This window comes from Pseudomonas sp. S1(2024) (genome assembly GCF_046557535.1).
The window spans coordinates 29,559-46,451 of the sequence record NZ_JBKGFP010000087.1 but is presented as its reverse complement, the minus strand read 5'-3'; the positions used below and the strand labels follow the sequence as shown (position 1 = coordinate 46,451).

General features: G+C 63.5%; 15 protein-coding genes. 10 read left to right on the top strand and 5 right to left on the bottom strand.

Annotation, left to right across the window (positions count from 1 at the left end; all coding sequences use genetic code 11):
• Nucleotides 1-123 precede the first annotated feature (123 nt).
• Both ACLCGK_RS24045 and ACLCGK_RS24040 read right to left on the bottom strand, forming a co-directional pair.
• The gene (locus tag ACLCGK_RS24045) at nucleotides 124-1,473 is read right to left on the bottom strand and encodes a sigma-54-dependent transcriptional regulator (RefSeq protein WP_410952062.1); all 1,350 of its coding nucleotides are present in this window, start codon (nucleotides 1,471-1,473) and stop codon (nucleotides 124-126) included.
• Complete coding sequence (locus tag ACLCGK_RS24040) at nucleotides 1,458-2,600, bottom strand: sensor histidine kinase (protein ID WP_013970795.1); 1,143 nt, start codon at nucleotides 2,598-2,600, stop codon at nucleotides 1,458-1,460. The genes ACLCGK_RS24045 and ACLCGK_RS24040 overlap by 16 nt, the downstream gene beginning before the upstream one ends.
• 699 nt (nucleotides 2,601-3,299) lie before the next feature.
• Between ACLCGK_RS24040 and ACLCGK_RS24035 the strand changes: the two genes are divergently transcribed.
• Nucleotides 3,300-4,229, top strand: a complete 930-nt coding sequence (locus tag ACLCGK_RS24035) for a malate dehydrogenase (RefSeq protein ID WP_410952061.1) — start codon at nucleotides 3,300-3,302, stop codon at nucleotides 4,227-4,229.
• A 156-nt stretch (nucleotides 4,230-4,385) separates the two neighbouring features.
• On the opposite strand, the gene ACLCGK_RS24030 is transcribed toward ACLCGK_RS24035, so the two are convergent.
• The gene (locus tag ACLCGK_RS24030; RefSeq protein WP_015268879.1) at nucleotides 4,386-5,207 is read right to left on the bottom strand and encodes an amino acid ABC transporter permease; all 822 of its coding nucleotides are present in this window, start codon (nucleotides 5,205-5,207) and stop codon (nucleotides 4,386-4,388) included.
• Nucleotides 5,204-6,025, bottom strand: coding sequence for an ABC transporter substrate-binding protein (locus tag ACLCGK_RS24025; RefSeq protein WP_023663597.1), 822 nt, complete (start codon nucleotides 6,023-6,025; stop codon nucleotides 5,204-5,206). The genes ACLCGK_RS24030 and ACLCGK_RS24025 overlap by 4 nt, the downstream gene beginning before the upstream one ends.
• A 118-nt stretch (nucleotides 6,026-6,143) precedes the next feature.
• Here ACLCGK_RS24025 and ACLCGK_RS24020 point away from each other — a divergent pair, with 118 nt between their 5' ends.
• The 9 genes from ACLCGK_RS24020 (at nucleotide 6,144) to ACLCGK_RS23980 (ending at nucleotide 15,879) form a co-directional block, all read left to right on the top strand.
• Nucleotides 6,144-7,028 carry a homocysteine S-methyltransferase family protein gene (locus ACLCGK_RS24020; protein ID WP_410952069.1) on the top strand — a complete coding sequence of 295 codons (885 nt, stop codon included), beginning with the start codon at nucleotides 6,144-6,146 and terminating at the stop codon, nucleotides 7,026-7,028.
• Between the two features lie 169 nt (nucleotides 7,029-7,197).
• Nucleotides 7,198-8,469 carry a cystathionine gamma-synthase family protein gene (locus ACLCGK_RS24015; protein WP_015268882.1) on the top strand — a complete coding sequence of 424 codons (1,272 nt, stop codon included), beginning with the start codon at nucleotides 7,198-7,200 and terminating at the stop codon, nucleotides 8,467-8,469.
• Nucleotides 8,470-8,612: 143 nt separating this feature from the next.
• The gene (locus ACLCGK_RS24010) at nucleotides 8,613-10,061 is read left to right on the top strand and encodes an amino acid permease (protein WP_013970802.1); all 1,449 of its coding nucleotides are present in this window, start codon (nucleotides 8,613-8,615) and stop codon (nucleotides 10,059-10,061) included.
• A 37-nt stretch (nucleotides 10,062-10,098) separates the two neighbouring features.
• Complete coding sequence (locus tag ACLCGK_RS24005) at nucleotides 10,099-10,983, top strand: LysR substrate-binding domain-containing protein (protein WP_410952060.1); 885 nt, start codon at nucleotides 10,099-10,101, stop codon at nucleotides 10,981-10,983.
• Between the two features lie 23 nt (nucleotides 10,984-11,006).
• Nucleotides 11,007-12,395: a threonine synthase gene (locus ACLCGK_RS24000; protein ID WP_015268885.1), complete on the top strand. Its 1,389-nt coding sequence runs from the start codon at nucleotides 11,007-11,009 to the stop codon at nucleotides 12,393-12,395.
• Nucleotides 12,392-12,829 (top strand): Lrp/AsnC family transcriptional regulator, encoded by a 438-nt coding sequence (locus tag ACLCGK_RS23995; RefSeq protein ID WP_015268886.1) that lies wholly within the window; start codon nucleotides 12,392-12,394, stop codon nucleotides 12,827-12,829. The genes ACLCGK_RS24000 and ACLCGK_RS23995 overlap by 4 nt, the downstream gene beginning before the upstream one ends.
• A 207-nt stretch (nucleotides 12,830-13,036) precedes the next feature.
• Nucleotides 13,037-14,080: a homoserine dehydrogenase gene (locus ACLCGK_RS23990; protein ID WP_013970806.1), complete on the top strand. Its 1,044-nt coding sequence runs from the start codon at nucleotides 13,037-13,039 to the stop codon at nucleotides 14,078-14,080.
• 12 nt (nucleotides 14,081-14,092) lie between these two features.
• Complete coding sequence (locus ACLCGK_RS23985) at nucleotides 14,093-15,511, top strand: aldehyde dehydrogenase family protein (RefSeq protein ID WP_123085685.1); 1,419 nt, start codon at nucleotides 14,093-14,095, stop codon at nucleotides 15,509-15,511.
• A 44-nt stretch (nucleotides 15,512-15,555) separates the two neighbouring features.
• Nucleotides 15,556-15,879 carry a RidA family protein gene (locus tag ACLCGK_RS23980; RefSeq protein ID WP_322265735.1) on the top strand — a complete coding sequence of 108 codons (324 nt, stop codon included), beginning with the start codon at nucleotides 15,556-15,558 and terminating at the stop codon, nucleotides 15,877-15,879.
• Between the two features lie 23 nt (nucleotides 15,880-15,902).
• Here ACLCGK_RS23980 and ACLCGK_RS23975 read toward each other — a convergent pair whose 3' ends face one another.
• Entirely contained in the window at nucleotides 15,903-16,856 is a 954-nt protein-coding gene (locus ACLCGK_RS23975; RefSeq protein WP_410952059.1) for an arsenic resistance protein, read from the bottom strand.
• Nucleotides 16,857-16,893: the final 37 nt, after the last annotated feature.

Here is a 16,893-nt window from a genome sequence, read left to right as displayed (position 1 = left end):
ACACTATGCCAGATAAAATTGTTAATTAAATCAATCAGTTATGATTGATAGGAGTAATGTGCCGTCCGATTCCGTGACGCTAAGGTGTCACGGAATCGGACACCTCCTTTGCGTGCGAAGGGGTTAGTTCAGATCGAACTCGGCCAGCTTGCGGTAGAGCTGCTGGCGAGACAGACCGAGGCGCCGCGCCGCCTCTGCGCGGTTGCCCGCCGTCGCAGCCAGGGCGCGTACGATCATTTCGCGCTCCAGCTGGGCAACGGCCTGTGCCATTGGGCCTTCCCAGTCAATGTCCAGGCCCGGGGGGGGCGCCGCCGCCGTCTGCAACCCGATGTGTTCGGCCTCGATGACCGGGCCGTGGCTGAGGATGGCCGCGCGCTCCATGGCATTGCGCAGTTCGCGCACGTTGCCCGGCCAGGAATGGGCCAGCAGCAGCCGGGCTGCCGCCGCGCTCAACCGCTTGGGCGAGTCGCCGCCCAGCAGGCGTAGAAAGTGTTCGGCCAGCAGCAGCACGTCGCCCAGGCGCTCACGCAGCGGTGGTAGCCACAGTGGTACTACCTGCAGGCGGTACCACAGGTCTTCCCGGAAGCGCCCTTCCTTGACTGCGCTGGGCAGGTCCCGGTGGGTGGCCACGATGATGCGCACGTTCACCGGCTGGGCACGATTGGCGCCCACGGGGGTGATTTCGCGTTCCTGCAGCACCCGCAGGATCTTCGCCTGCGTGGCCAGCGGCATATCGCCTATTTCGTCGAGGAACAGGGTGCCGCCATCGGCCTCGCGAAAGCGCCCGGTGCGTTCAGTGATGGCACCGGTGAACGCGCCTTTGACATGACCGAACAGCTCGCTTTCCATCAGTTCGGCCGGGATCGCCGCGCAGTTGACGGCGACGAAGGGGCCGGTGGCTCGCCCGCTGTTGCGATGCAAGGCGCGCGCGACCAGTTCCTTGCCTGTGCCCGTCTCGCCCAGGATCAACGCAGTGGCATCGGAGTTCGCGGCCAGCCCGATACGCTTGAAGACCTGGCGCATGGCCTCGCTGCTGCTGACCAGTTCGGTGCCATCCACGGGCTCTTTGGCGGCAGGTGATGCCCCGGCCGCCTGGGGGTTGTCTGGGGTGTTGGCTGCCCGTCGCAGGGCCCGTTCGAGCGTCTCGATCAGGGCGGCCCTGGTCACGGGCTTGGTCAGGTGGTCGAACGCGCCCAGGCTCATCGCCTCGATGGTGTTGCCGCCACTCGCATAGGCGGTGAGCATGATGCAAGGCACCTGCGAGATGCGCGCCGCGCGGCGCAGGAACACCAGGCCATCCTCGCCCGGCAGCCGCAGATCGACGATGGCCGCATCCACGTCCTCGGTGCGCAGCCTGTGCAGGCCTGCATCGGTGGTTTCAGCCTGCAGCACCGCATACCCCAGGTCTTGCAGCATTTCTGCAAGGCTGTCGCGGAATGCGGCGTCATCGTCGACGATCAGGATTCGGGCCACGGTAGCTCCATCTCTATGCGCGTTCCTTTGGCCGACTCGGCGAGACCGACCCGCCCGCCGTGACCCTGCACGATCTCGCGCACCAGCGCCAGCCCCAGGCCGGTACCTCCAGCGCGATTGGTGGAGAACGGTTCGAACAGTGTATCGCGCAGGTCATGCGGAATGCCGGAACCATCGTCCGCCACCCACAACAGCAATGTGCCGCGGTGCGTGCGATGCGCACCGAGCTCGATTTCACCGCGTTCTTCCGTGTGCGCCAACGCATTGAGCAGCAGGTTGTCAAAGACCCGCGCCATTTGTGTCGGGTCGAACAGCGCAACTTGCTTCGCGCTAGCGGTCAGCTCCGGTTCAACGGCCAGTGTTATTCGTACGCCTTTCTTTTGCGCTGCTTCGGCGTGGGCATTACGCCGCTCCTCCAGCCATTCCTGCAGGTCAACTGCCTGGCGCTCGGCGCGGAACGGCTGGGTCAACGCCAACAGGCTCGACACCAGCGTCTCCAGGCGTGCCGTTTGCGACAGTACGGCCTCCAGGGCGCCAACCACACGTGCTTCGCGCCGGTCAGCCGGGGCAGCCATCGCGTTTTCCACCTTCATGCGCATCGTGCCCAAAGGGTTGCGGATCTCGTGTGCAAGCCCGGCGGAAACGCGCCCCAGCGTGGCCAGGCGCTCGGACTGGGCCAGTTGCTTTCGCAAATGCGCCGACTGGCGCTGCCAACGCGAAATCATCCAGCCCAGCCATGCCCCGGAGACAACGACCAGCGCCAGCAGCAGGCTTACCGCGAGTATCAAGGTATTGACTGTTTCTGTGGCCAAAAGCGGAACGCGCATCAGGGTCCAGGCGATCAGCTGCCGGTCATAGGCCTGAACGGGGCAGGCGGCGAAGGCCACGGCTTCGCGTAAGCCCGGTCGGACGTCCGCCACCAGGCCTGCAGAATCCTGCGCACGCTGGGCCGTGGAGGCAATGCGCTGCAACTCGGCGCTCGGCGGGTCGCGTTTGATTCCCGTGCCGTCGTAGGTTGGGAAGGCGTAGGCCACCACACCCGCATCCGCTCGCCAGAAGCCGCCCTCCATGCCCGGCTGATCGCGCAGTGCCAAATCCAGCACTGCCTGTGCGGCAGCGGGGGGCATGAGATCAGGGTGGTCTTGTGCAGGCGGGAGCTGCTGGCGAACCCGTGCCGCACCCGCCTGGAGCGCCTGGCAACTGGTCGAGGTGAGTTGGCGCGCCTGCGCAATCTGAGGGCCGGCGCCTTGGCGGCTGATTATCAGCAGCAGCCATCCCAGCACAAGCGCAACTGCGGCAATGGAAAGCCACAGAATCAGCAGATCGCGGCGAACGGAGGGTTGCAGTGACAGGTCAGGTTTCCTTTGATGTGGGGCACCGCTGGTCAGTCGGTGGGCGTTCTGATGGCAACCTTGCCAGATGGAAAATCGCCGTGCAAGGACAGGGTCGGTTGAATTAGCAGTGACTCTGTGGGCGCTTGGCGGTGAACCAGTACTTTGTGGCCATTGGCGATGCGCGGCAGGTGAGCTTGTCCAGTACCTTCGAGTTCGAGGCCAGCCTGCACCGGCCTCTTCGCGGCTAAAGCCGCTCCCACAGGTACTGCACTGCACTCGAAGGTGGCGCGGTCCTTGTGGGAGCGGCTTTAGCCGCGAACACCGGTGCAGCCGGTGCCAGGCAACGCGTTGGATTCTTCGCGGTTAAAGCCGCTCCCACGGGGTACGCGTACCGCTTCCATTTGCCTTTGTGTGGTCTTTTCGCCTCAGCAGGCGATACTTCTCTGTATCGCAGGCGTGTTCCTGGTGGCGCGCGCCGCTGGGAGGTGTCGTGTGAACAAACTGACAATCGTGGGTGCCGGCATGGTCGGCGAGGCGGCGGCGCAGATCATCGCTCGGGAAGAGTTGTGCCGTGAGCTGGTGTTGATGGATGTGCAGGGCGAGATGGCGCAAGGCAAGGCGCTGGATGTGTGGCAGGCGGCAGTCGAGTCGGGTTCCGATACCCGGGTTCACGGCGGGGCCAAGGCTGAAATGCTGGACGGCTCTGAGCTGGTGGTCATCACTGCAGGCGTGCCGCGCAAGCCGGGGCAGTCGCGTCAGGATGTACTGAGTATCAACCTGCCAATCCTCGACGGCATCATGGCCGACATCAAGCTGCATGCACCAACTGCGACGGTGCTGGTGGTGTCGAACCCGGTCGATGTGCTCACCTATCGCGCCTGGAGCTTGAGCGGGCTGGGGCGCACCAAGGTGTTCGGCCAGGCGGGGGTGCTGGATACCGCACGCATGAAGTGTTTCATCGCCGAGCAGACCGGGTTTTCTGCCCGGGATATCACGGCGCTGGTCCTGGGCGGGCATGGCGACAGCATGGTGCCGCTGATGCGCTACTGCCAGATCGGTTCGGTGCCGTTGTCGCACTTCCTGTCCAGTGAGCAGATCGAGCAGATCGTCGAGCGCACCCGCAAGGGTGGTGGCGAGATCCTGGGGCTGAAGAAGCTGGGCAGCGCCTGCGATGCGCCGGGCGTGGCGATTGCGCAGATGGTCGATGCGATCGCCAACGGGCGAAACGGCATCTTGCCGGCGGTGGCGATTCTGGAAGGCGAGTACGGGCGCACGGATATTGCCATGGGTGTGCCCTGCGTCCTGGCAGAGGAGGGGCTGGCGCGGGTGATCGAGTTGCCGCTGGATGCGCAGGAGCAGGCGATGTTCGACCAATCGGCTGATCAGGTGGCGCGGGACATTGCTGAAATGAAGGCGCTGTGACTCTGTGGGAGTGGCTTTAGCCGCGAAGAATCCAACGCGGTGCATGGCACCGGCTGCGCCGGTGTTCGCGGCTAAAGCCGCTCCCACAGTGTCCCTGCTAATTCAATGATTTTACGTGCAGTTCAATAAGGGGGGGCTGCCAACCCAGCCTGGCCCCTAGCGCTGGTAAGCCTTGCCAAAATGCCGCTCCAGCCGCGCCTGCACCAGCTCGAGCAGGATCGACAGCACCCAGTAGATCACCGCCGCCGTGGTCAGCATCTCCAGGTATCGATAGCTCGACCGCCCGTACGACTGCGCCAGGAACATCACCTCCCATACCCCCATCACCGATATCAGCGATGAATCCTTCAGCATCGAGATGAACTGGTTGGCCGTAGGCGGAATGATCACCCGCATGGCCTGGGGCAGGACGATATGCCAGAAGATCTGCGGCGTGCGCATGCCCAGCGCCAGTGCCGCTTCACGTTGCCCGCGCGCGACGCCGAGGATGCCAGCGCGGAAGATTTCGCTCAGGTAGGCCCCGTAGTTCAGCGACAAGGCGATGATGCCGGCGCTGATGGCGCCCGGTACAAGGCCCAGCTGTGGCAGCCCCAGGTAGATCAGCAGAATCTGGATCAGCAGGGGTGTGCCGCGGAAGAACGAGGTGTAGAAGCTGGCGACACCCACCAGCACCGCGCTGTTCGACAACCGCGCCAGCGCGGCGGCGAAGCCGAACAGTACCGACACCAGCATCGAGCACAGGCACAGGAACAGGGTCAGTGCCGCGCCTTGCAGAAAGCCGTTGGGCCCCAGCTTGAACCCTGCGAGGTTCGGAAACTTCTCCAGGATGATCGAGAACTTCAGATCGAAACTGAGGAAAAACGCAACGAACAGGCCAAACAGCGCCAGCCAGGTCAGCAGCAGCCGGGTGCGAAAGCCGAACAGGCCGGCACCCGTGGGCTTGGCCACGGGCTTGGGGGAGGAGGGGAAGGTGCTCATTTGCTGATATCGGCGCCAATCCATTTCTGCGACAGCTTGGCCAGGGTACCGTCAGCCTTCAACTCGGCAAACACCTGGCGCACCTTGGCATCCCACTCGGGGTCGCCTTTCTCGATGGCCACCGAGTTCGGCTCTTCATACAGCGGGGCACCTGCCAGCTTGAAGCGCTTGTCCTGGTCCAGGCGCGGCTGCGCGGTCACCAGGTTGGTGAGGATGGCGTCCAGGCGTACGCCGGCACCCAGGCCAAGGTCCTGGAAGGCGACGTTGTCGGTGTCGTAGGGCGCGATCTGCACGAAATCGAAGGGGTATTCGAGCTTCTTGTCTTCGTCGCCTTCGATCACCAGGTTCTTGTTCAGGTAGCTCTCGTAGCTCGATGCACTGGTCAGGCCTACCTTGCGGCCTTCCAGGTCCTTGGCGCCATGGATGCGCTCATCCTTGGCGTTGACCACGATCACCGCAGGCGATGCGTAGTACTCCACCGGGAAGTCGAACACTTCGGCGCGGGCCTTGCTCGGGGTCATCGAGCAGATGCAGATGTCGTAGCGGCCGCTCCAGCGGCCTGCGGCGATCACGTCCCACGAAGGGGTTTCCAGCCGCAGCTTGACGCCGAGCTTGTCCGCCACGGCCTTGGCCACATCCACGTCGAAACCGTCCAGCTGGTTCTGGTCATTGAGGAAGGAAAACGGTGGGTAGCTTTCCATCAAAACGTTGACCAGTTCCTTGCGCGATTCAACCCGCTCCAGCGTGGCACCGGCAAAGGCCTGGGAAGCAGTTGCGAGCAGCACAAGGCCCGCACCGAGCACAGTAGAAAATCGCATGGACATACCTGAAATGTTGGCCAATTATAGGAAGCGGTATTTAATAGTTATAAATGTCACCTACATAATGAATTTTATTCATAAGCACCTTTAGAGTAGTTATATGAAACAGCGAGCGATGGTAATTCTCGACGGTGGCATGGGCCGTGAGCTGCAGCGCAGTGGGGCGCCGTTTCGTCAGCCCGAGTGGTCGGCGCTGGCGCTGAGCGAGGCGCCGGAAGCGGTGGTTGGTGTGCACGCAGCGTTCATCGCTGCCGGTGCCCAGGTCATTACCAGCAACAGCTATGCGGTGGTGCCGTTCCACATCGGCGAAGAGCGTTTTGCAAAGGAAGGGCGACAACTGGCCAATATCGCAGGCCAGCTGGCGCGGCATGCCGCCGATACCGCAGCGCACCCGGTCAAGGTGGCGGGCTCGCTGCCGCCGCTGTTCGGCTCCTATCGCCCGGACCTGTTCCAGCCCGAGCGCGTCGAGGAGGTGCTGGCCCCGTTGCTGCAGGGCCTGGCCCCGCATGTTGACTTGTGGCTGGCCGAAACCCAGAGCTCGGTTGCCGAGGTGCGAGCCATTCACAGCCAATTGCCGGCAGACGGCAGGCCGTTCTGGGTGTCGTTCACCCTGCAGGACGAAGAGGTCGACGAGGTGCCACGCCTGCGCTCCGGCGAGCCAGTGGCCGATGCCATCGAAGCCGTGGTCGGCCTGGGCGCGGCGGCCGTGCTGTTCAACTGCAGCCAGCCCGAGGTCATTGGCGCTGCACTGGATGTAGCGCGCTCGGTAATCGAGCGACACAACGCCGACATCGCCATCGGCGCCTATGCCAACGCCTTCCCGCCACAGCCGAAGGAAGCCACCGCCAACGACGGCCTGGATGAGCTGCGCGAAGACCTTGACCCGCCGGGTTACCTGGCATGGGCCAACGATTGGCGTGAACGGGGTGCCAGAATGATCGGTGGCTGCTGTGGCATTGGCCCGGAGCATATCGCCGAGCTGAAACGCAACCTGGCGTAAAGCCTTGAAGGGGCAGGGCGGCTTCCGCACCCGCTCGGCCCCAGCCATTAAAAAAAACGTTACTCAGACCCGGATTCCATCGTTTTTCAGTCCCCCCGCCATGCCCCTATAGTCCGCTGAAAGCCGATGCCGAATCGGTGTACACAACTCAGCGGTGCGGGAACCGGATATGAACAAGAACGAGAAATTCGAGGGCAATGCAGCGGCCGGTATCGGTACGCGTGTGGTGTGGAGCGGGGAGCAGGTTCAGCATCCGTACAACGCTACCCAGACCCCGATCGTGGTCAGTGCCGCCTACGGCTACAACGACATCGATGCCTGGTACGACGTGGCGCAGGGCAAGCTGCCCGGCTACATCTACAGCCGCATGAGCAACCCGACAGTCGCTACCCTGGAAGCCAAGCTCTGCGAGCTGGAGCAGTCCGAGTCGGCGGTGGCATTCAGCAGCGGCATGGCTGCCATCAGTGCCGTGCTGCATACCTTCCTCTCAAGCGGCAAGCGTGTGGTATCGACCCGCGACAGTTACGGCGGTACCAACAAGATCTTCGAAGAGTTCCTGCCGCGCATGGGTGTGCAGGTCTGCCTGTGCGACACCCTCGACACCGAAGCGCTGGAGCGCGAGATCGCCGCGGGTTGCGACCTGCTGTATCTGGAAACCCCTACCAACCCCACCCTCAAGGTACTGGACATCCAGCGCCTGAGCGCTGCCGCCCGGAAGGCTGGCGCCGTGGTGGTGGCCGACAACACCTTCGCCACCCCGCTGAACCAGAACCCGCTGGCCCTGGGCGTGGATGTGGTGGTGCACAGTGCCACCAAATTCCTGTCCGGGCACGGTGATGTACTGGGCGGGGTGGTGTGCGGTGCCGAGTCGTTGATGGCCCAGGTGCGCCACTACCGCGAGATCAACGGTGCGGCGCTGGACCCGTTTTCCGCCTACCTGATCATCCGCGGTATCAAGACCCTGGCCCTGCGCCTGCGTCAGCAACAGGCCAGTGCCCAGGCCCTGGCGCATTACCTGACTACCGAACCGCTGGTCGAAGCGGTCAACTACCCGGGGTTGCCCCAGCATCCGGGCCATGCGATTGCCAAGGCGCAGATGCGTGGCTTCGGCGCCATTGTCAGCTTCGTGCTCAAAGGCGGCATGCCCACCGTAGCGCGGCTGCTGCCGCGCCTGAAGTACGCCCATCGGGCGGGCAACCTGGGCGCGGTAGAAACCATCTACGGCCCGGCGCGTACCACCAGCCATGTGGAAAACACCCTCGAAGAACGGCTGGCCCTGGGCATTTCCGAAGGGCTGGTGCGCATTTCGGTGGGCATCGAAGACACCGAGGACCTGCTGGCAGACCTGGCACAGGCCTGTGCATCGGTGCGCCAGGAGTTGGCCGCAGCAAAGGAATTGCACGGTGACGAAGACGCCTGCCTGGCCGAAGCACAGGCCTGAGACAGGCGTGTAGCACCCGCTCCTTGCGGTGGGTGCCACTTCATGAAGTCGAACAAAAACAATATGCAAGGCAATTCGCTTCGCTCTGCCAAGACGAGGTCGTTGCAACGTCCTTGCCCGCCAACTTTCATGAGTAAACCACAATGTCCCTGCAGACAACGACAACGAGAAATGCTTCGGCGCATAGCTTCAAGCAGGATATGCAAACCCGCCATATCGTCATGCTGGCGCTGGGCGGTGTCATCGGTACCGGCCTGTTCCTGACGTCGGGCTACACCGTCAACCAGGCGGGCCCGCTGGGGGCGGTCATCGCCTATATCCTCGGCGCGATCATGGTCTACCTGGTGATGATGTGCCTGGGCGAACTGGCGGTACACATGCCGGAAGTCGGCTCGTTCAGCAGTTACGCCACGCGCTACCTCGGGCCGGGAACAGGCTACATGGTGGCCTGGATGTACTGGCTGACCTGGACCGTGGCCATCGGCTCGGAATTCACCGCCGCCGGTATCCTGATGGTGCGCTGGTTCCCCGATACGCCGGTGTGGATATGGAGTGCGCTGTTCGGGTTTGCGGTGTTCATCAGCAATATCATTTCGGTGCGGTCGTTTGCCGAAACCGAATTCTGGTTGTCACTGATCAAGGTGCTTGCGGTGATTGCCTTCCTGGTGGTGGGCGGCGGCGCGATCCTGGGCGTTTTCGAAATCACCCAGGCGCACAGTGTCGGGCTGGGCAACTTCACCCGCGAGGGGCTGTTCCCTACGGGCTTCTGGTCGATCGCCATGACCCTGCTGGCGGTGGCCTTCGCGTTCTCGGGTACCGAGTTGATCGGCATCGCCGCCGGCGAAACCCGCGACCCGGAAAAGAACGTACCCAAGGCCATCCGAACCACGGTCCTGCGCCTGGCACTGTTCTTCGTCGGTACCATCTTCGTGCTGGCAACCTTGTTGCCACGTGAACAGGCAGGGTTGGTTGAAAGCCCGTTCGTGATGGTGTTTGCCATGATCGGTATCCCCTATGCCGCAGACATCATGAACTTCGTCATCATCACTGCGTTGCTGTCGGCAGCCAATTCCGGGCTCTATGCTGCGGCGCGCATGCTGTGGACCCTCAGCGACCAAGGCAACATGCCCCGCCGGTACGCGGCGCTGTCGCGTCGTGGCACGCCGTTCAATGCCATCGTCCTGAGCATGGCCGGTGGCATGGCATCGCTGCTGAGCAGTGTGTTTGCCCCCGACACCATTTACCTGGCGCTGGTGTCCATTTCCGGGTTGGCGGTGGTGGTGGTGTGGATCAGCATCGCGGCCAGCCAGATGGCATTCCGTCGCCATTACATCGCCAATGGCGGCAAGCTCGAAGACCTCAAGTTCCGCGTGCGCGGCTACCCGTTCGTGCCGCTGGCGGCCATCTTCTGCTGCGTGCTGGCCTGCGTCGGCATTGCCTTCGACCCGGCCCAGCGCGTGGCCCTGTACTTTGGTCTTCCATTTATCGCCTGGTGTTACCTGGCCTACTGGCTGACCCGCAAGTACCGCGACCGTCGCCCGCTGCAACCGGAAGCCTTGGCAACAGGTTCCGAGGCCGCCAGAGCAGGGTGATACTAGGGCACCGGAACGTTGCCACGAGAAACCGCCGATGACCCAGAAAACCCTGCCCCCCTTGAACTGGCTCAGAGCCTTCGAAGTGTCGGCGCGTTACCTGAACTTCACCCATGCAGCCGAGGAACTGCACCTCACCCAAGGGGCCGTGAGCCAGCAGATCCGCCACCTGGAGAGCCAGTTGGGAGTGGCGCTGTTCAAGCGCCTGCCCCGGGGGCTGGGGTTGACCGAAGAAGGCCAGTCCTACCTGCCGGTGGTGCAGGATGCGATAAGCCGCCTGGCGGTAGGCACCAATGAAATTTTCGGGCAACGCCAGCGTCGGCCTCTGAAAGTGCGCGGCAGCCTGTCGTTCCTGCATTTCTGGCTGGCGCCCCGCCTGGCCGATTTTCGCCGTTCGCACCCACAGGTGGACATCCGCTACATCAGCAACCTGTGGGTCAAGGAACTGGATGCAGAGGATGACCTGGAAATCCGCTGGGGCAGCGGCCAGTGGGCTGGCGTGGAGGCGCAGCGCCTGACCCGCGACCTGCTGGTGCCAGTCTGCTCCCCTGCGCTGATTGCCGGCTCCCCGCTACGCGAGCCGCGCGACCTGGCCCGCGTCCCGTTGTTGCATGTGCTGGGTTACGAGGAGGGGTGGGGTTATTGGCTGGAGCGGGTGGGCGCCGATCAGGTCGACTCTTCCAGCGGCCTGCAGTTCGACACCCTGGTGGCGACCTTGCGCATGGCGGAACTGGGGCTTGGGGTGGCACTGGCGCGCTCGTCGCTGGTCGAGGACTTGCTGCGGGAGGGGCGGCTGGTGGCGCCTTTTGCGCAGCGCATCGAGGCGAGCGAGTCGTTTTACCTGGTACGTGGCCTGGGTGAGGCGTTGTCCACGGATGCCCAAGCCTTCAGCCACTGGTTGGTGGCGATGGCCCACCGTTAATCAAATATTTACCTGGAGCACCGATGCAGTACACATCCACGCGCGGCAACGAGACACGGGTTGATTTCCGCACGGCGCTGCTTTCCGGGCTGGCCGACGATGGCGGGCTGTACGTGCCGACTGCGGTGCCGACGTTCAGCCAGCAGGATATTGCCAGCTGGTCGTGGTTGCCGTTCGACGAACTGGCCTGGCGGGTAATGGCGCCGTTTGTCGGCGACACGCTCGATGAGCCGACCCTGAGAGCGCTGGTAAGCGACAGCTACCGCGGCTTCAAGCACCGTGGCATCGCACCGCTGCAGCAGATTGGCCATAACGAATGGATCCTGCAGCTGTTTCACGGGCCTACCCGTTCCTCCAAGGATTTCGCCGCGCAGTTGCAGGCGCGGCTCATCCGCCATTTCCTGGGCCCCGATTGCGAACGGGTCATGCTGGTCGGTGCCAGCAACGGCGATACGGCGGTGGCCGCTATCGAAGCCTTGCGGCATTGCCCTACGGCACGCTTGCTGGCGCTTTACCCCAGTGCCGGGACACCGGCCGACCGGGCGGCGGTGATGCGCAGTGCCGCTTCCGAAAGCGTGAGCTGCGTGGCCGTGGACGGCAGCTTCGATGACTGCCAGTCGCTGGTGTCGGCGCTGCTGCGTGCATGGCCGTGCCCCGGGCTGATACCCGTGAGCTTCAATTCGACCAACTGGGTCGGCGTGCTGGCGCAGATCGTGTTCTATTTCCACGCGGCGCTTCAGCTGGGTGGTGGGATTCGGCCGGTGGGTTTCAGCATCCCCACGGCCAGTTTTGCCGAGATCTACGCGGGGTTCATTGCCCAGAAAATGGGCCTGCCAATCAACCAGATCATTGTTTCCACCAACCGCAACGATGCCTTGCACCGGTTCATCCACTGCAATCGCTACAGCCGTGGTTCCACCAGCCAGACCTTGTCGCCGGTCATGGACTTTTCGCTGTTCTCCAACCTGGAACGTTTCGTCTGGGAGCTGTATGACCGCGATGGTGGGGCGACCCGGGCACTGATGGAGCATTTCGAGGATTGTGGCGAGTTGAGCATCGGCAACCGCCAGTGGCTGCACGCGCGCATGCTGTTCGACTCCTATGCCGTGGATGACGCGCTGATTCGCGAAGAAATCGTCACGCTGTTCCAGGAAACCGGCTGCGCAGTAGACCCACACGCTGCTACCGGGGCATTCGCCGGGCGCCTGCACCGGCGCAACATTGGTGCGCCGATCGTCACGCTGGGCCAGTTTGCCCCGGAAAAGTCTGCCGGGTTGCTGGCGGAGCTTGGGGCCTGGCATGGCGAGGTGCCGGCCTGTGGTGTTGGCAGCGCAGGCGTTGGGCCGCTGCTGGCGCCAGAGGACCTGGCGGGGGTTCATGAGATATTGGCCCGGTTGCAGGCAGGACGATGAAGCGCATCCTCGACCCCCTGGACGAGCGAATTCTCGCCGAACTCACCGCCAATGCACGCATTGCCCATGCCGAACTGGGGCTCAAGGTGAACCTGTCGCGTAATGCGGTACGCCAGCGCATCGAGCGCCTGGAGCGTGACGGGGCCATCCAGGGCTATACCCTGCGTATCGGTGAAGGGCGACGACCGACCTCGCTGATCAACGCGGTCATCTTCGTCTACCGCTACGACCGCATGCGCGGAGAGGCTGTGCTCGATGCGTTGCGCCAGATCCCCGAGGTGATCCAGTGTGAAGTGCTCAGCGGCGAATTCGACCTGCTGCTGCGCGTCGAGGCTTCCAGCCCGGAACGGGTGCACCATGTATGGAAGGAGATTGCCGCCATGCCAGGGGTCGAGAACACCGTGACATCGTTCGTCCTGGCCACGGTGATCTGAGACGCGCGTTTGCCTTTTGGCCCATTGCTACAACAACGCCGCCCGGGTTTGCGCCCTGGCGGCGTTTTGCATTCCGGCGGCGCGCAGGCGTGCATCGGCTACTGGTCAGATTGGCCAGTAAATACAGCGGATTGCCATATTCAACTGGCATTGCACGGCTCTTACGCTTGTCCCCATCGACCAACCGCCTGGAAAGGACAGCGAACCATGACCGAATACAAAATTGCACTTGTTGGCTTTGGCGGTGTGAACCGTGCCCTGGCCCAACTGATCGCCGAACGCAATGCGCGCTGGCAGCAAGAGCTGGGCTTTGGCCTGAAGATCGTTGGCGTCACCGACCTGTTCCTGGGGTCGGCAATCGACCGCAACGGCCTGGATGCGGCCACGCTGGCTGCTCTGCCTGCTCAGAAGGGGGCGCTGGCGCAGATCCCGCAAGGTTCGGCTGAAGCGTTCAACGAATCGGTGATCAAGCAGTCCGGTGCCGACATCATCGCCGAGGCCACATTCACCAACCCCAAGGACGGTGAACCGGCGGCAACCTTCTGCCGTTGGGCGCTGGAAGCTGGCAAGCACGTGGTCACTACCAACAAGGGGCCGATCGCCTTGCATGCTGCGGCGCTGAAGGCCCTGGCCAAGGCCAATGGTGTGTCGTTCGAGTACGAAGGCGCGGTCATGAGCGGTACGCCGGTGCTGCGCATGGCGCGCCAGACGTTGGCCGGCGCAGGCCTGGTGGGGTTCGAGGGCATCCTCAACGGCACCTCCAACTATGTGCTGACGCGTATGGAAGAGGGACTCGGTTTTGCCGATGCAGTGGCCCAGGCGCAAGCACTTGGCTATGCCGAGGCGGACCCGAGCGCCGATGTGGAGGGGTATGACGTACGCCTGAAAGTGGTGATCCTCGCCAACGAGCTGCTCGGCGCTTGCTTGCAGGTGAGTGATGTCACCTGCAGCGGGATCAGCAGCCTCGATAGCGCTGCTATCCAGCAAGCGCAGGCGGCGGGCCAGCGCTGGAAACTGATCGGCAGTGCCAGCCGTGAAACCGATGGTTCGGTGCGTGCCAGCGTCGAAGCGCGCCTGTTGCCCGGCAACCACCCTCTGGCGGGTATTTCCGGTGCCACCAATGCGGTTGCGTTCAACACCGAATTGCTGGGCGCTGTAACCGTGTCCGGCCCGGGTGCGGGGCGTGTCGAAACGGCATTCGCCCTGTTGTCGGATATCGTCGCCATCCACACTGCTGGCCGCTCGGCCTGAGGAGCAACCTTCATGAGCCTGACTTCCGTGTCCCGGGTAGCCGTTCAGCAACCCGCCTTGATCGATGTCTACAGCCCGTTCGACGGTAGCCTGGTCGGCAGCGTCGCCAACCTTGCTGCCGATGCCGTGCCAGGTCTGCTCGTGCGTGCTCGGCAGGGCGTGCACGAAAGTGCTGCGCTGCCTCGGCACCGTCGCGCCAGCATTCTGGAGCAGGCCGCCCGGCTGATCGAACGTGACGCCGCGGATTTTGCCGGCCTGATTGTCGACGAAGCGGGCAAGACCCTGCGTCAGGCCGAGAAGGAGGTGAAACGCTGCATCAACACGCTCAAGCTGTCTGCCGAGGAAGCGCGGCGCAACGCCGGCGAGGTGGTGCCTTTCGATGCCTATGAAGGCTCCGAGTCGCGCCAGGGCTGGTTCACCCGCGAGCCGTTGGGGCTGATCCTGGCCATTACCCCGTACAACGACCCGCTCAACCTGGTGGCGCACAAGCTGGGGCCAGCGATTGCTGGAGGCAATGCGGTCATTCTGAAGCCTTCGGAGCTGGCCCCGCTTTCTGCGTTGAAGCTGGTGCAGTACCTGGTTGATGCAGGGCTGCCGGAGGCTGTCGTCACCGTGGCCACTGGCGGTGCCGAACTGGGCAAGGCGCTGGTGGCCGTGCGTGAAGTGCGGATGATTTCCTTCACGGGCGGCTTCGCCACGGGTGAACAGATTGCCCGCGGGGCGGGCCTGAAAAAACTTGCCATGGACCTGGGCGGTAACGCCCCGGTGCTGGTACTGAAGGACTGCGACCTCGAGGCCACTGTCGAGTCATGTGTGTCAGGCGCATTCTGGGCGGCCGGGCAGAACTGCATCGGCACCCAGCGCATCCTGGTGGACGCTTCGATCTATGAGGCGTTCCGCCAGCGCTTCGTTGCCTTGACCCAGGCGATGGTGGTGGGTGATCCTGGCCTGCGCGAAACCGACATGGGGCCGATGATCACCGAAGGCTCGGCACGGCAGATTGAAGAGCGCGTGAGCCAGGCCCTTCAGGGCGGCGCTCGCCTGCTCTGCGGCCACAAGCGGCAAGGGGCTACCTATGTGCCGACGGTGCTGGAAGGCGTTGACCATGGCAGCCGGCTGTGGCGTGAAGAGGTATTCGCACCGGTGGTGATGCTGGCGCCTTTCGAGGATATCGAGCAGGCGATTGCATTGGCCAACGCCCCGGAGTACAGCTTGCACGCCGGTGTGTTTACCCGCGATCTGTCCTTGGCATTGAGCCTGGCGCGGCGTATCGAGGCGGGTGGCGTGATGATCAACGACTCGTCCGACTACCGCTTCGATGCCATGCCATTCGGTGGCTCCAAATATGGGAGCCTTGGGCGCGAGGGGGTGCGGTTCGCCTACGAGGACATGACCCAGCCCAAAGTCGTCTGCCTCAACCAGATGGGCTAAGAGGAGGAATCTTGATGATCGAACGGTATGGACAAGGCGAACGGATGTCGCTGGCGGTGAGCTACAGGGGCCTGTTCGAAACGGCTGGCGTGGTCGCGGACGACCTGCAGCAGGATGTGCAGGGGCAGTTGCGCCAGGCGTTGAGTACGATCGATGGGCTGATGGCTGAGGCCAACGTCGGCAAGGAACATTTGACCCGGGTTCAGTTATGGATTGCCGACTACAGCCACTTCGACCTGGTCAATGAGGTGTACGACGCCTGGTTGAAGGGGTATCCGAAACCTCCACGGGCTTGCGTAGGCGCAGACCTGGGAGAGGGGTACCTGGTCGAGGTGCAGGTGTTTGCCGTGTGCCCTGAGCGCTCCTGACCCAAAGCGGCTGACGCCCCGGGTCAGCGCACAAACCGGGGTATCGCCTTTACGTAGACCAGTTCGCCTAGCAGTTCCACCAATGTCTGCGTAATCACAGCTGCCGCCGCCAAACCGCGCATGTCTTCCGGCAACGCCAGCGCCAGCGGCAGCACTACCAGCGAATTGCGCGTGGCGGCGCTGAAGGTTACCGAGCGTGCCTCGGTCACCGGCAAGCGCAGCAAGCGCGCCGCAACGAACCCGAGCACTGGCGCCAGCAGCATGAAGCCGATGTACACCGGAATCACCGGCAGCAAACGGTCGAAATCACGCAGTACCACGGCAATCTGCGAGGCGATGACCACCACCAGCACCAGAGCCATGGCCGGTACCGGCATCCACGCCCAGGCGTCGTTCCAGGTCGAGACCGTGCGTGAGCGACGGGCGCCGGCGCTGGTGAGTACAGCGAGGACCATCGGCAGCACGATCAGCAGCACGAAGGCTTCCACGAACGGGGTGGTGGAAATGGCCACGCTGCTGTTGTCACCCAGCATCAGGGCCAGGTAGAGCGGCAGCATTGCCAGTTGTACCAACAGCAGCACAGGGGTGGCGGCCAGGGTCAGGCGGGAGTCGCCTTTGCCGATGTGGGTGAAAACCACCACGTAATCGATGCACGGTGTCAGCAACACCAGCAGCGCGCCGATGAGGATCGCCGGGTGCTCGACCAGCCCGCGGGTGATGGCCCATACCAGTAGCGGCACGAGGACGAAGTTGGCCAGCAGCAGGGCGGAAGTGAAGCGGCGGTTGCCCAGGCCTTGGCGCAGGTCGAGGAAGGGGATTTGCAGAAACATCGCGTACATCAGCACGGCGATGGCGGGGGTGACCAGGACTTCCATGTGGCGCGCAGTGTCGCTGGTCAGCACTCCGAAAGCGACGGCGGCCAGCACGGCGGCGAAGTAGATCGGGATCTGGTGGGTTTCGAGTTGCTCTCTGGTCAAGGTCCGGCCTGTGCTCGGTGCTGTGGAGGGGGCACAG